Consider the following 17,126-nt stretch of genomic DNA (forward strand, 5'->3'; position numbering starts at 1 on the left):
AAGCTGCTGCCTTTGACTCATCCCACAAATAGCTTACATGCTTAAAATTCATATGTGTTGTATTTATATTCGACATTGGTTATAATTGGTTGGTTATTTGTTTTTTTTTATAATGAATTTCCGATTCCGACTAAAACAATCGAAAGCATAATTAATCCGATACCCCATAAAAAAGTTCTGAATGTCTTTTTTGACACTCCTGACCATTCTTTCAAATAGAATCCCCAGAAATTTGCTGTCAGGATAATGGTTGCCATGTGTAGAATCCATGAACTTGCTCCGTTTCCTAATTTGCTTTCTCCCATTCCGTAGAAGAAAAATTGCAAAAACCACATGGTTCCGGCAAGAGCAGAAAAAAGAACATTTTTAGTGATAGGAGTTGCTGTATTAGTATAGTCTCCAAACGTTTTGTTTTTGAAATTAAGATACATGCACCAAATAAAATTGGTTGTCAATCCGCCCCAAAGCAAAACGATATAGGTAACATTATTTTGGAATAAAGGGTTGCAACCAGATGCAACAGCTGCTTCAGCCATTGGTTTTCCAGCTTCAATTCCGAAGTTGAAAAATGAACTCAGAATGCCTGAAATTACTGCTATAATAAGTCCTTTTACAAGACTGAAATCTTTGTCTTTATCTTCATGTCCTGTTGCAAAATCTTTTTCTTTCAAAATTCCGGCTTTCCCGGAAATGGCAATTCCCAAAAGGCAAACTGCAACTCCCAATAAAACCAGTTGTCCACCTGGATTTGAAAGCATATGACTAAATGAGATTTTTCCTTCGGTAGGATATATATCATAATAAATAGAAGGTACTAAAGCTCCAAAAGCAGAACAAAATCCTAAAATGATAGAGTTTCCAAGAGACATTCCAAGGTAACGAACTCCTAACCCGTAAGTTAGTCCGCCAATTCCCCAAATTAATCCCATTGTATAGGTAAAGGCTTTGATTGTTGGTGATGCTGCCGCTATAACTTCTGTAAAGTGTGGAATCGTTAAATAAGCTGCAATTGGTGGTACAATTAACCAGGAAAAAAAACCTCCTACAATCCAGTAGCTTTCCCAAGCCCAATTTTTAACTTTTTTGAATGGCATATAAAAACTCCCTGAAGAAAATCCTCCTATGGAGTGAAAAATGATTCCTAATAATGATTCCATTTAGTATTTTTGTTTGTGGTTATTTGTGATAGTTAATCTCGTTTTGTAAAATAAGAGAATGTAGAAAACAAAACTATCCTGTACTATCCTTTATGATTTGCATTTATGTTAAAACCGAATAATATTGCAAAGAAGAACACATTTATAGTCGATAAATAAATTTAAAATTTCTATTTTAGCAATCGATTTCGCAATTGTTATATCCGCAATTAGCCTTTAAATAAGCAAATCACCCAAATATGAAAGTATTACCTTATTTAATTGGATACTTTTATCAAAAAAGCAGCAAAAAATGGTGTTCAGAAGCTTTTTCGAATTCAGCTTTTAATACAAATTATAATTCAGAATTATGTTACGCTTTTATTTAAAACATAATTTGTAAGACTTACAAAATGATTAAACTTATTAAAATCGATGAAGATTCAAGGGTTCCTAAATACAAACAGATTGTAGACTCTATATTGCAAAATATTGCTAACGGAAATTTGAAGATAAATCAAAAAATACCTTCGATAAATAGCTTTAGTGAAGAGTTCTATATGTCTCGCGATACGGTTGAAAAGGCGTATAATATTCTAAAGGAACGAAAAATTATTTCTTCTATCAGAGGAAAGGGCTATTATATTACCCGAACCAAACTTGAATCTAAAGTAAACATATTATTTCTTTTTAATAAATTGAGTGCGTACAAAATGAAAACGTACAATTCGTTTATTGATACTGTCGGCGCTAATGCTCATACTGATTTACATATTTACCACTGCGATGAAACCTTGTTTTTGAATTTACTGGACAAGTTTGAAGGTGCCTATGATTATTATGTAATCACAACGCATTTTAAAACCGATGAACTGAAACATTTAAGCTTTACAGATGATGTTGTAAAAGCTATTCAAAGAATTCCACAGGAAAAGCTGGTTATTATGGATAACATCAAGCTGAACATGGAAGGTGAAATTATCAAGATTTATCAAGATTTTGAAAACGACATTTACAACGCATTAAAAGAAGGTCTTTCAAAAATAAAAAAATACAAGAAACTTATTTTAGTTTATCCGGAGAAAGCTGTTTATCCTTACCCGCGCCGAATCTTACACGGATTTAGAAAATTCTGCGTGGAATATGAAATAAATTTTGAAATTCTGGATGAAGTTTACGATGATATGATCCTTAAAAAAGGAGATTTATTTATTACTATTGAAGAATCAGATTTGGTGAATTTGATGAAACAAATCAGAGATGAAGAATACGAATTAGGAAAAGATATTGGCGTTATTTCGTATAACGACACTCCTTTAAAAGAACTTCTCGGCATAACGGTAATGTCTACCGATTTTAATGTAATGGGAGAAACCGCCGGCCGAATGATTTTGAATAAAGAGAAAGGATCTGTAAAAGTGCCTTTTAATTTTATTGATCGAAATTCGATTTAGAATAAGTGAAGATTCCTTTTTATAAATACAATAAGCATAGTTTCAATATTTGTAAATAAATTTTCAAAATTGAATTGAAACGATCAGTTTTATAAAGAAAATCCTTTTCCCTTTTAGAGTACACCTAAAAGTTTATACCAATTTACAATTAAATTTTATAATAATGAGCTCGATATTGTATCGGGCTCATTCCTTTTATATTTCTTTCTTCAATAGTATAATTTAAATTACAGAATCAAACTTCTTATGATATATTTTTTTATCATAACTTTTAAACCAAGTAATGTCGATTCTACAAGTACTTTTTGTTTATTATTACGTATTAAAAACTTCAAAGGTATATTAACAATTTAAGAATAATTTTGTTAATATTACTTACAAAAAAAATGTTAAACCATTGATTTTATTAATTATGTTTGTTTTAATAGATAATAAAAAACAAATACTTTAATTAAGAAATCTTAACATGTATAAAACTTCTTCTCTAATAATTTCTATTAAATTTTTATTTCTCTACATTATCTTTTCTCCCTTACTATATAATTCCCCAACGTATTTCTCTTTTAGTATTAATACAACGGTATTTTATGTAAATGAAGATTTATTTCCAGATTAATCTCAAATATAAAAAGACCACCATACTATTATTTTGTAATAACAAATTAATAGCCGCCATGCATATGAATTTTCCAAAATATTAAATCATTAAAAATGTCCTGCTTATGAAATATTTTTTTCGTTTTAAAGTCTTATTTATTTATTTTCTATTTATAAATTTCTCTAATTCACAAGTTAGAATGCCCTTTAGTCCAGACGTAATGGCATTCAAGGAATATTCAGATTATCCTGTATCAGAATATACAGGAGTTGCAAGTATTGGATTCCCTATTCTTGATATGGATGGAGTAGCAATTAGTCTAAGATATCATTCATCCGGTATAAAAGTAAATCAGGAAGCTTCAAGTGTTGGTTTAGGCTGGAATTTACAAGTCGGTGGTGTTATAACTCAGGATATAAGGGGTTATGATGATTTTGATACCAGATATCCTTTCCCCTCTCAAAATGATGCTTTTTGGCAGTTAAATGGAGTAAACGCCAACAATCATTATGATAGGGAAAATATGCTTAGTGAAGTAAACCGTGCTCATCCTTACGTACCTTATACAGGTATTGATTATACAATTAAAAATTATTATACTGGAGTTGTAGAAGGACTTGTACAACCGGATATTTACAGTTATAGTTTTGGTGGTTATGATGGTAAGTTTGCAATAAATCCCGTTACAAAAGAGGTACTACTATTTGACAGAAGCCAAAACATTAAATTCGTATTCACTTTTAATACACTTAACCTGACTTCATTTACCGCTACAACACCAGATGGTACTAAGTATTACTTTGATAATGTTAAACAATCCTATGAATCTGGATACTATGCAGACAATGTACAACCTTATATTAGTCATAGTTTCTATTTGGATAGAATTGTAATGACTGATGGACAGCAAATAAAATTTGATTATAATGCTCCGCAGGGGACTTATGCCAATCCATATGGTAATATTATTGCAAAAGAAGTTGAAGTAAAAACATTAGGACCTAATATTGCCGTTTATGACTCTTATGCTGCAATTATAGAAGGGGGTTCTGCTCAAGCGTCTACAGGTACCGGCTCTAATCCATTTACTGGTTATAATAAATATACAAGTACTTCTAAATACAACAAGGTTACCTTAAAAAGTATAATAAGTGATAAAATTAAAGTTTATTTTGATTCTAGTCCCCGATTGGATTGTATGGATGAAGATAAAATAGACAGAATAAGAATAGAAGATTATTCTGGAAATACAATTAACAAATTTGATTTCTCATACTCTTATTTTAATGACGGCGTTACGTATTCTACAAATCAAGCTCGATATGATAATTTACGATTAAAATTAAATTCACTTACCGAAACAGGAAAACCTCCTTATCTGTTTAATTATAACGATAAAATACTTCAGGTTCAATATTCTCTGCCAAGTAAAAAAAGTTACAATTTTGATTTTTGGGGATATTATAATGGTAAAAACAACACTAGCGGTATAATTGATCCTAAACAAATGCTTTACTATGATGCTAAATACTTTGATAAAGATGATGATTTTGAAACTCTATTAAATCCTGGAGCTCTTTTTTGGGCCCCACCTGCACCAAGCTTTTTAGGTATTTATTATACGGCAAGTTATACTGGTGGAGGAACTGCCGATAAAATCGCAAGCGAAGATCATAATAAAATTGCAATACTTGATCAGATCACTTATCCAGAAGGAGGTAAAACTAAATTTACGTATGAGAGTAATACTTTTTCTAATAGAATATATCCATCTCAGGATGATATAGTGGCAGAAGTCGTGAGGGATGATAATTTTAACAAGAAATATGTTTTTTTTGAAGTTAAAGATACTGTAGGAATAAAAATTAAGACCGATTTCAGCATGGGAAATAATCCCGCTAATTTTGAAAAAATAATGGATCCTAACTCATCCTATATAAAAATTTATTCCTTTGCATCCGCGAAACCTATAGAAAACATCTCCACATCAGACACCAAAACTCTTATTATTAGTAAGGCCTGGAAATGGAAGGAAAGTATTCCTAATTATACCACAGCAACTTTGACAGATTATATATCTTATGGTGAGGATTACTATAAATTCTATCCTGGAAAATATATGATGGAGGTAGAATTAAGTGATAACTGTGGTGTACAGGGAAGTCCAGCCAATCACGCATACGTTTCGGCACAAATTGCTTATGCAAAAAGAAAGGTACGTATTAAGGGGCAGGATTACAGTAGTATGATTGGTAAAGGTGGCGGTTTGAGAATTAAGGAAATTAATAATTATGATTATGATAATCGACTTACTTCATTTCAAAAATATAATTACGATGAGCCAAATAAAACATATGGCAAATTAATACTTCCTGTTTTATTTAAAACGCATACGAAAGGCAAAGCATTAGAAATTTTAAACTTTGTTTTTGGCGGCTCAGGTAGTTTTGATTGTTCAGGCCAAGACTTAGCTCGGGATATAAATAGTAAATTAGCCAAAGCGGGATATCCAAATATACAATTAGATTTGCCTTCCTGTACAATGATAAGTGGGAGCGCTAGTTATACATATTCAAAGGCTTATTTATTGGGAGGACTCGATGTTTATGCTTTTGACTCTAATCCTGTTCCTGATATGTCAACTTTTGGATATGAGTATTTTGTTGGATATGACAAAGTAAAAGTTGAGAAAAGCAGTGATGGTGGTGGTTTTACTTATAAGTATTTTATAAATAATGTCGCAAAAGCGAATGGCCAATTATTAAAAGTTCCTGCAATTCCTAACACCCTTAATGGAAATATATCTAAAATAGAATTCTTAAATTCCAGCAAGGAATTACTTAAAAAAGAGGAGTATGAATATCAATCTTTTGATAAAAAATATCTAAGGGGATGTTTTGCACTTGATACTTATGCAGGAACTGCCAATTTTAAAGATACAGCATACACAAGTTTATATGTATATAACAATCCGGCTCCGGGAACACTAGTTGAAAAAATAATGGCAGGACGTTATCATATGTATTTTTATCCTATAAATTCTTCATTAGATGTAATTTCTAAGCATAAGGAAACCTTTTATTTTAATCAGGGAAATCCAGTTGTTAAAGAGACAAATTATTTTCATAACACTATTGGCCAACTTATAAAAGAAACTCTTTCAGAAAGCAATTTAGTAGTTTCATCAACAGAATATGAATATCCGTTCGATACTAATAATAATGCACTTTTAGAAAAAAACTTCCTTAACAACCCAACAAGAATAACAACAAAAAGAGGAAATACAATTTTAAAGGAAGATAAATTTTATTATGATATGCAAAGTACCAAAGGACCATTATTAAATTACAAAACAAGTGCTATTGGGGGGCAAACTGATTTAACAACTGATAATTATTTTTATTCTATTTATACTGATGTTTACAATAATTCTATAGCCAAGATTAATGAACAGGTTCAAACATACGGAAATGGTATTAATCCAACATATAACATACCTAATATCGTAAAAGGTCCTAAAACTAAGTATATATATGGATATAATTATAAATATATTGTCGCTAAAATCGAAGGAATTGATGCCGCTTCAACTGAAACTTTTATTGCTGATGCCGCTATTCAAAGTTATACTGGAATTGCTTTAGAAAATTATTTAAATCAAAATTTAAGAAATAATGCACAAGTAATTGCTTCGAATTTAATGGTAACTACGTATAATTATGATAGTACAACGGGTCAGCTTTTATCTACCACTGATCCTAAAGGATTAACAATAAACTATACTTATGACGCCTTACACCGATTAAAATATATAACAGATAATGATGGCAAAGTGATCAAGAGTATTAATTATAATTATAAACAATAATTGTATGAAAAAGTATTTACTAATTCTGGTTTTAATATATATAAAGTCTTATGGGCAATTAAGTCCAAACAAAAATTATATTTCAATAATTAAACCTAAGTCACCCGTTACAGTTTCAGAAATAACAACTACTAATTACACTAAAGATCAAGAAGTTAATTATTTTGATGGATTGGGCAGAAATATTCAAAATATTATTTTAGGAGTAACACCTTCTGGCAAAGATTTAATATACCCGATTGAATATGATAATCGTGGTTTAAAGAGTAGAGATTATTTACCTTATCCTGCTAATGCAAATAATAATGGAGCATATTCCAGTTCTGCGACAAGTGAGACTGCGAATTTTTATTCGCTGCAATTCCCCACAGAAGTTTCAAGTGCAGGACCAACTAGTTTTATGAATTCTTTTTCTGAAAAAATTACAGAAAACTCTCCTTTATTAAGAACTACAGAAATTTCAGCTCCAGGAAAAGACTGGAGAACATCTGATTATGCCTATATTTATACTTTTCCCGCTTATAGTTATTCATGGTCTTATAGCGAATTTGTTACAGGAAATGTAGCTGCTGGTTCCCCTATAACTTTTAATGTAACTTCTAACGGTCTGCTAAACATTCTTTTTAATTTTGGCGGTCCTGAATTTAAATTTAATTTGGGAAATATTAAATTTTTAGGATATGTACCCGATGCAGATTTAGGATATATAAAAAACGGAGGCGCTAATAGTTCCTATTTTCTTAGTATAAAAAATGGATACTTAAATATTGCTTCAAGTATTAATGAACCCTTACAAAATGTCTATTCTACTTTTTCCTATCAATTTGATAAAAAAAATACTCGACTTGGTTCTGCAAATACCATGAAAATTGAAAATGGAACAAACAAGCTAAGTCAGGTTATAAAATATGAAGTAGAATTAGATTCTGATAGAAATCCTAAACTACTGTATAAAGACTTTTATGACCAAAGTAAATTATTTAGAACGATCGTTAGAGATGAAAACTGGAAACCCAAGTATCATGTAGAATGGAATTGTAACGATTTTAGTTATTTAAATGGCGCTGTAACGGGTTCGAATATTGTTTTAGATATAAATAACAAAGTCTTAACCTTCGGAGTAAATCTTAATGTTAATCCATGGAGTGTAATAAAAACGGGGCCAGTAAAGACTTTTGATTTTGAAATTAATGATATGAATTTGGGCAATCTGGTAGATATTACTACAGGTCTTACACTATACAATGTTTATATTGAAAAAAATGCTCTTTGCATTAAAAGAATCTATACTGGAACTCTAACATCAGCAGTCAGATTTAATACTACTCTAACTGCTAACATACAATACTATAATAATTATAATGATAATTTAGGAAATACTGAATTTAAGGATTTTAATGACCGATTAATAGTAAAACGAAACTTAAACGCAGATCAAATTCATGATACTCAATATGTCTATGATAACTATGGTAATTTAACTTATGTAATTCCACCAGCTGCAACTGATGTATTGGTAAATTCCTTAAAAAATATTACGTCGGATGTTACCGCAGCAAATACTATAACAAGTGGTAGTACAGCAAATCTTACGGCATCAAATTCCATAAGATTATTACCTGGTTTTAATGCACAATCCGGAAGTAATTTTACAGCTTCAATAATAGCAGGCGGTTCTGCTATTTTGAATGATTTATGTTATCAATATAAATACGACAGTAGCAATCGTTTGATTGAAAAGAAATTACCTGGAAAAGACTGGGAATATATTGTCTATGATATACAAAGCAGGCCTATTTTAACTCAAGATGCAAACCTGAGAGCCAGCAATAAGTGGTTGTTTACAAAATACGATGTTTTTAACAGACCTGTTTATACCGGTCTTTACACAAATACTACCGAAATTACTCGTACAGCTATGCAAACCCTGGCAAAAACCAGTGCTGTTATATACGAAAAGAAACTAATAACAGGAAATCCAACAACACAATATTACAGCAATCTAGCTTTTCCAAGTTCAGGAATCGATGTATTAACGCTCACTTATTATGATAACTATTATATGTTTGATCTCGCTGGAGGAGTTTCAGAACCTTCCTATACTGTTACACCAACAACCAATGTTAAAGGTTTAATCACAGCAAGTAGAGTACGTATTTTAGATACTGACAAATGGATTACCAATGTTAACTATTATGACAATAAAGCAAGACCTATTTATGTTTATAGCTATAACGATTACTTAGCAACCATAGACAAAGTGAAATACAAGTTCGATTTTGTAGGAAAAATAAATGAAACAACCAAAATCCAAACCAGAGCGGGAATAACTAATACCATTGTTGATACTTATACCTATGACAATGCAGATAGGTTACTTAATCAAAAACAAAAAATAAACGCTCAAACAGAAGAAATAATAGTCTCTAATACATATAACGAAATAGGGAAGCTTGTTACTAAAGAGGTAGGGGGCAAAATCACACAAAACAGATTACAAACTGTTGATTATAAATACAATATTAGAGGATGGCTCAAGAGTATTAATGATCCTAATGCAATAGGCAATGATTTGTTTAGTTTTCAAATAAATTATAATGATCCTACAGCGACAGGAACTGCTTTATACAATGGAAATATAAGCCAAACATTTTGGAAAACTAAAAATACGGACAGTAGTTTAAAAAACTATAATTATAGCTACGATGCACTTAATAGACTAACCCTCGCAACAGATAATTTGAATCGCTATAATGAAAATATAACCTATGACAAAAATGGCAACATCACATCTTTGCAACGTAATGGAAATACTGATGCAAATGCTACTGTTTTTGGACAAATGGACAATTTAACCTATAACTATTCAGGAAATAAGCTTCTTAAAATAGAAGATATTGCAAGTAATGAAGGATTTAAAAATGGCAGCAATACAACTGTAGAATATACTTATGATGGTAATGGAAACATGAAAACCGATGCTAATAAAGGAATAACAAATATTACATACAATTATTTAAATTTGCCTGTTCAGGTAACTTTGGCTGGCAGTACTATTAATTATGTATACGATGCTACAGGTGCAAAACAAAGAAAAATAGCCGGTACTACAAACACTGATTATGCCAACGGGTTTCAGTATGAGAATAATGTGCTGCGATTTTACGCAATTTCAGAGGGATATGCCAGTTACAATTTGGGAACTTTTACATACATTTATCAATACAAAGATCATTTGGGGAATGTACGTTTAAGTTATGCCGATAATAATAATGACGGGGCAGTAACAAACGCAGAAATTGTGGAAGAAAGTAACTACTACCCTTTTGGGCTAAAACAAAAAGTTGCCGGAGAAGTAATATTTAATAGTAGTTATAAATATAAATACAACGGAAAAGAATTGCAGGACGAACTAGGGCTTAACATGTATGATTATGGAGCGAGACTATATGACCCTGCAAGAGCAGGTTGGAGTAATGTTGACCCGCTTACAGAGAAGTATCCTAATGAAAGCCCTTATGTGTATTGTGCTAATAATCCGATTATTTACATTGACCCAGACGGTAAAGAAAAAATAGTCGTAGTTGGAGACCAAGAAGGCAGTCCGAATTCCGATAGAAAAAATAGGGATAATAACACAGGATATAAGTACAAAGAAAACTCAAGACATTTCTTGCAGGCTGGTTTAGATTCAGCAAGAAAATATAAAGAGAGTGCAGGAGATGAAATGGTTACTATGATAATATACAAAGGACAATATACCAATGATGAATTAAAATTATATCAAGAAGCTGGAGCAAAATCTGGAATAAACGTAAAAGTAATCTCTGATGATGCTGATATTATAGATTATGTTAACAAGAAAAGTGAGTTTGCATTTTCGTCAAGTGCCAGAGATAATGATTTAATCACAGATTTTACTTACGTAGGACACGGATGGACTAAATCAATGTTAGTTGGTGGTGGCTCAATAATCACTAGTGATGGAATTACTCCAAGTGATTTGAATACAAAGGCATTTGATGAAAACGCAAATATATTTTTAAACTCTTGCGGTTCTGGTCACGGAAGCCTATTTTCAGGAATGAAAGAAAAAACAAAAGGAACTGTTACGGGCTTTAATTCGACCGTTATTTGGGGAGAAGGAGGTTTAGGTACGTACAGAGGAAATACACAAGAATATTATTTTCCTTGGCAAAATAGAGAAAGTACCGCAAGAAAGGAATTACCCGCTAATGAAGTCGTTAAAACAGAAAAAGGAACTAGAAAATGAAAAATATTAAATATAAATTGTACTTACTTTTGTTCTTTTTGTTAATCAGCTGTAACAATAACAATGTTTTTGTTAATAATAAAATTGTTTACTTATCAATAAAACAAGGCGAATTTATTATTGAAGGCGATGTTGATGAGAATCTGAATTCAGATAAATTTGAATTAGAACGTATTTTATCAAAAAAAGAAATCAATAATCTAAATAAAATCATAAATGATTTAAATTGTCAAAAGGACAACATTGATATAATTGATTGCCCAGTTGAAGGGTGTTATGTTTTTTATGAAAAAGGATTGCCTAAAAAGGTAATATATAATCTTTCAAATGGTCAGAAATTGTTTATTTATGAAATTGGTAAACCTAAAAAAACAGTATATGTAAAAACAGATATTTGTAAAATACCCTGAATTCTAAATCACAGCTCCCGCACGAATTCTTTCGTGTAGCGCAAAGGGAATCGATAAAGCATTGAAAAAGAAAACCTCATCAATTGGCGAGGTTTTTTGTTTTATAGTGTTGTTACATTTTTAACAAAGAAGTCTTTGAATTTTTTATTGGTTAGCATCTTGTCAATAAGCTTAAAGATGGTTTATCTTTTTCTTCTAGTTGTTTGATTAGCCTCATTTGTTCAATAATTGTTTTTATCAGGGTTCCTGAAACGTTTAATATTTTTGTATCGAAAAGACCGGACATCGAATTGAATTTTAACGACAATGTAGTAAAGAGGACTATTCCTGCTAAGGCACCTACACCTACCAATTTAAATGAATTTAATTCTAAATTATGATATAAGATGAAAAATATAATGGTTTTACTTTTTATAATTTTAAGTTATTCCTGTAATAAAGCAAATATTGATGATAATATCAGGATAAAAAATACTGATCTGAAAAATAAGATATTACAGTTCGACCAGGATGCAAAGCATTATACAGGAAAAGATACGGACAATACTGTTTCAGTTGCTTTCTGGAAGGATAGTAATGAAATTCGGGTCGGATTCTATTCGTCAAAAAAGCTTAAAGACCGGGATTACTTAGGAAAAACCAATGTGGATAAAATAACGGTCTATTTTTATTCGACTGATGCATCTGCTTTTAAAGATTTAATTGACGTCACATTTAGGGCAAAAACAATAACAAACAAAAAAGATGTTTCTCACACTTATACTTGTTTTTATGTATATAAAAAAGGAAAATTGGAGCTGATTACCCCAAAATAATCCATAAGTAATCTAATTGGATATTCTTTTAATTTTATTGATGAAATTCTATCTAAGGTACTAAGTTGCTAAGATACTAAGTTTCTAAGATTTTGCCACGAAGGCACAAAGACACTAAGTTTCTTTTTTAATCTCGCAAAGACGCAGAGTCGCAAAGTTTTTTTTTAATCATTTTAATAAATAAAGATGCAGAGTCGTAAGATTTAAGTTGTAAGATTTAAATTTTGCGACTCTGCGTCTTTGCGAGATTAAAAACTCCCTACAACCTTTGGACCTTTGCCCCTTTGTCACTTTGAACCTTAACCAAAACAATATTTGGTTTCGGAGCCGGTTTCATGTCTTTTCCCATATAAAAACTGGTATGTGGTGGCTGATTGTAGCCCACATTTTGCCAGGCAATACTCAATCTGTATTGCGGGTCGTGCATTAGTGTATATTGTCTCACTTCAGTTGGAATTGTTGTCGAATAAATTCTTAGTTCTTTATTGTCTTCCGATCTTAAAATCAATTCTTCTCTCCAGTCTCCTAAAATATCTGCAGAAAGTGCCGGTGTAGATTTTGTACCGTTATTTGATGCGGTTCCGTTAGCGGTAAACAATCTTCCAACATTATATTTATCGATATAGTTAGCATTTAGAAGTTCTCTTGAAGTATCGCCATCCCAATAAATTAAAAAATTAGTTGATGTTGGTGCTTTACCAATCACGTTTCCTTTCATGTCATGCAAGTCCGGAGAACCAGACCACCAGCATTGGGCGCCTTTTCTAGTTGGATCAATATTGTCTGCCACGCCACGTCCGACATCTTCATTTATAGAAGCAGTAAACAAAACTTTTCCATCAGCAGCAGAAAAGAATGTTACTCCCGGACCTGTTGTACCGTTTTCGATTTCATGTATTCCAAAAACTTCTAAACCCGGAACATCCAGATCAAGATCCGTAACATGCAAAGCATCGCCATGTCTGAAACCTGTTGTATACAAACCTTGTCCGTTATCATCGACACACATGGATCCGTAAACAATTTCATCTTTTCCGTCATTATCTACATCAGCAACTGAAAGTCCGTGATTTCCCATTCCGGAATATGGATTTTCGGAATCTTTACTATCAAAAACCCATCTTGAAGTCAGTTTTCCATTTTTAAAATCCCAGGCCGCCAAAACAGTTCTTCCATAATATCCACGACACATCACTACACTTGGATGAATTCCATCTAAATAGGCAATACAAGCCGTAAAACGATCAATTCTGTTTCCTTTGGTATCATTTCCACCACTTCCTCCGTGTCCTCCCCAGCCACCAAGATCGCCACGCTCTGCGATGTAATCGACGGTCGTAATCAGTTTTCCAGTTCTTCCATCAAAAACCGAAAGGTATTCCGGGCCTTTTAAAATTTTACCGTAAACGGGAGAATTCGGGTCTCTGTCTACCCAGTCTTTAGAAGCGTCTCCCACTACATTATTTTGGCTGTCCGTTGTTCCGTCAGCCGTTTTGCAAACAAATTCTGAAATCCCGTCACCATCTAAATCATAGACCATAAACTGCGTATAGTGTGCGCCTTCGCGGATATTTTTTCCTAAATTAATTTGCCATAAAAATTTTCCTTCTAATGTATATGCCTGAAAAATTGGAGGATCTGTGATTCCGGTATGCGAATTGTCATGACCTTTTCCAGTCATATGCACAATCAAATCATATTTTCCGTCACCATTCAAATCACCAACAGAAAGATCATTCGCAATATATCCTTCAATTGGTTTTAGTACAATGGACAAATAATCTTTATCCGGACTTGCTGCCGGAATCGTAAAACTTCCTTTTGCATCCGTTTCTTTTCCTTTCAAAACCGTTTTTACAAACCAGGTATTTTCTTCCTGTGGATTTGCTTTGGTATCTACAAAATTGGTAGCACCTGAAATTGGTTTGTCATTTAATTTGATCGCTTTTTTAGCACCACTTTTTCGGTATAAATTAAAAGAAAGATCATCCGAATCGGTTCCTAAAACACGCCAGCCAATAAAAAACTGACCTTTGTCTTTAACCGCAATAATACCACGATCTAAATTTTCCATTTGTCGTTGCGCAAAAATGGAACAGGAGAAAAATAATAGTAAGAATAGAATTCTATTTTTCATAATTGATTTTTTTTGAATTATAAAGTTTCACGCAGATTCAAAAGGATTTTGGCAGATAAACGCAGATTATTTCAAAGTATTCTTGTCATTCCGAGGAACGAAGAATCACAAAAAACCTTAGCACCTCAGAACGTTAGTATCTTAGATCTTAGAACCTTTAAAAATTTAAAACATTTTCTTAAATCCTTCACTTTTAACCTTCCATGTTCCGTCTTTTGGGAAGCCTGGATTTTCCTCTGTCGTTCCATCCCAACCCGCACACATCATCGCTACAGCGGTTAATAATCCTCCGTTTCCGGGAAGGTATAAAGTCAATCTTTCTGCCTGATAATTATGACCATTTTTCAAATACGTGTTTGTTGTAACATTCATAAACAAAGCATCAATAGCTTTTTCCGGCATATTCAAACGTGCTGCAGACATGGCTGTCATTGGGAAATCCCAACCCCAGGTTTTATCCCATGACCATGTTTCCCAAACCAGATCAAATGTATTTTTCATGATTTTTTTATCCAAAAGAGAAGTTTCAGGAAGCATTCCGAAAGTGCCTAAAACGGATGGATGATCTGTTTTAAATTCCGGATTGGTGTATGAATCTGTTGCACTTTCTGTTGCCAGATAAACCTGATTAGCAACTGGTAATGGAGATAATTTAGCTAAAACCGTTTCCCATTTTTCCGGCACTTTTTGGTTTAATTTTTTCTTCCATGCGATAGCAGTTTTCAAAGCCCAATTCCAATACGCCAATTCATAAGTTGGGTTAAATGTTTCCATTGCTTTAAAACGTTCCTGTGCCGGAATCACACCAGGCCCTAAAACATATCGATCATTTTTAGCATCGTAATTAGCGAACGAAGCCATGAAATCTGCTGTTGCAAAAACACGTTCACTGTATAAATTTAAAGTAGCCGTTGTTGGTTTATCGCGATACATTAATTCGGCATAAGTTATGAAATGCGGTTGTTGCCAAATCAAAAAAGAACCTACAGATGACGGGCTTTCGTTCCCGTCCGGATCTGTCATTTTTTGCCATCTTGCGCCTTCAAAACCTTGTCTTTTTGCAATATTTTTTGCTTTATCAAAGACCTTTTGATACCACGGAAGACTTTTCTCTAATAATTCGGGTCTGCTCCAAAGTGCAAAATGAACACCATGCCACCAATGCATTTCTAAGTGTGGTTTTCCGTACCAGCTATTATAAGTCAAACCTGTTTCCTGAGGTGGCACTTTTCCTGTGCATTGTACTTTTGTCAAGTATTCTGATAGTATAACTCTTCGCTCTAATTCGTGTGCACGTTTATCTGTACTTCCAGAAAAATCAACTGCTGCTCCACTTTTCCAGAATTGCTCCCAGCCTTTTATACTACTGTTTTGAATCTCAGCGAAAGAAGAATTTGTAGCCGATTTTTTATCTGCTAAAGCAAAAAGACAACTTAATTCCAAAGTATTTGTATTAGACGCTTCAACAACAAAATAATGATCGGCAGTCTTTTTAATTTGTGCATTTCCTTTCCAATTCAAATTGACATTGTATGAAATGCTGTCCATTACATGAGTTACAACAGCTTCAGTTTTAGACTTTTCTACAAGCGTACTTTTATAATCGTCTTTTCCCTCCCATTTTGTTCCCATATCGGCCCAATCTCCGGTTGGAAACGGAATCCTTAAACTGATTTTTAAACGTTTTTGTAGTAACAAATCTGATTTTACCTTTACGCCAATCGCATCTTTCTCCTGATGAGAGGCCGTAACAACCGTTACCGGAGTTCCTTCTACTTCAAAATAACTTTCGATTTCTCCTGTCCATAAATTTAATTTTTGAGAAATTGCTTTAATATCTTCTGGTTTTACTGCACTTCCGTCTTTTTTAGTGATTTCAAAACCTAAATTTCCCAACTGCAATAAATGCGGATTTTGTCTAAACCAGTTTACAGCCTCTACTTTTCTTGCTGGTTCTTTAATCTGAACGGTATACGAAATGTCTCTTCCATACTGTTTGTAATCACGTAAAGTTTCTGAGAATTTATATCCTTTTGTATTTTTATAACTGTCCCAACCCCACTCTGATTGTGTTCCTAACGGGATTCCGTTTTGATATTTCTTCGGAAAAGTCTGCAATCCGGTCGCATCAACAGTAAAAGCAAAAGCACCATTTCCAACAGTCAAAGAAGCCAAAGTATCAATAGCTGTGATTTGAACATTGTGTCTTGTTACCAAAGCTTTTCTGTCTATTTTTTGTGCCGACAACGACAAGGAAAATAATGCCGTAATAATTAATTGATATTTTTTCATTTGCCTGTAATTTGGTTATGTCGCCTCGATGGGGCTTAAATCTTGGGGTTAATTTTATTCTATAAACATATTGCTCCTCTGGAGCATTTTTCAACTTTAACTTGAACAATTATTTAATTTTCTAATTGACACATTTTCTCATT

At 32.6% G+C, this 17,126-nt stretch carries 8 protein-coding genes; 5 read left to right on the forward strand and 3 right to left on the reverse strand.

Going from position 1 to position 17,126, the window contains the following annotated elements:
* Positions 1-107: 107 nt before the first annotated feature.
* Entirely contained in the window at positions 108-1,157 is a 1,050-nt protein-coding gene (rhaT, locus tag AC1RRN_RS17175) for an L-rhamnose/proton symporter RhaT (RefSeq protein WP_492968469.1), read from the reverse strand.
* Positions 1,158-1,549: 392 nt separating this feature from the next.
* On the opposite strand from rhaT, the gene AC1RRN_RS17180 reads away from it, so the two are divergent.
* From AC1RRN_RS17180 to AC1RRN_RS17200, 5 genes are all read left to right on the forward strand, one after another.
* A complete protein-coding gene (locus tag AC1RRN_RS17180; protein ID WP_492968470.1) occupies positions 1,550-2,590 on the forward strand; it encodes a GntR family transcriptional regulator in 1,041 nt (346 codons plus the stop codon).
* Positions 2,591-3,312: 722 nt separating this feature from the next.
* Positions 3,313-7,056, forward strand: a complete 3,744-nt coding sequence (locus tag AC1RRN_RS17185) for an RHS repeat domain-containing protein (RefSeq protein ID WP_492968471.1) — start codon at positions 3,313-3,315, stop codon at positions 7,054-7,056.
* 4 nt (positions 7,057-7,060) lie between these two features.
* Entirely contained in the window at positions 7,061-11,329 is a 4,269-nt protein-coding gene (locus AC1RRN_RS17190; RefSeq protein ID WP_492968472.1) for an RHS repeat domain-containing protein, read from the forward strand.
* The gene (locus tag AC1RRN_RS17195; protein ID WP_492968473.1) at positions 11,326-11,739 is read left to right on the forward strand and encodes a hypothetical protein; all 414 of its coding nucleotides are present in this window, start codon (positions 11,326-11,328) and stop codon (positions 11,737-11,739) included. Before AC1RRN_RS17190 ends, AC1RRN_RS17195 begins: the two co-directional genes overlap by 4 nt.
* A 386-nt stretch (positions 11,740-12,125) precedes the next feature.
* Positions 12,126-12,554, forward strand: coding sequence for a hypothetical protein (locus AC1RRN_RS17200; RefSeq protein WP_492968474.1), 429 nt, complete (start codon positions 12,126-12,128; stop codon positions 12,552-12,554).
* A gap of 259 nt (positions 12,555-12,813) precedes the next feature.
* On the opposite strand, the gene AC1RRN_RS17205 is transcribed toward AC1RRN_RS17200, so the two are convergent.
* Positions 12,814-14,691: a rhamnogalacturonan lyase gene (locus AC1RRN_RS17205; RefSeq protein WP_492968475.1), complete on the reverse strand. Its 1,878-nt coding sequence runs from the start codon at positions 14,689-14,691 to the stop codon at positions 12,814-12,816.
* Between the two features lie 165 nt (positions 14,692-14,856).
* Positions 14,857-16,983, reverse strand: coding sequence for a hypothetical protein (locus tag AC1RRN_RS17210; protein ID WP_492968476.1), 2,127 nt, complete (start codon positions 16,981-16,983; stop codon positions 14,857-14,859).
* Positions 16,984-17,126 lie beyond the last annotated feature (143 nt).

The sequence above is a fragment of the Flavobacterium sp. GW821-FHT11G01 genome, from assembly GCF_058808175.1.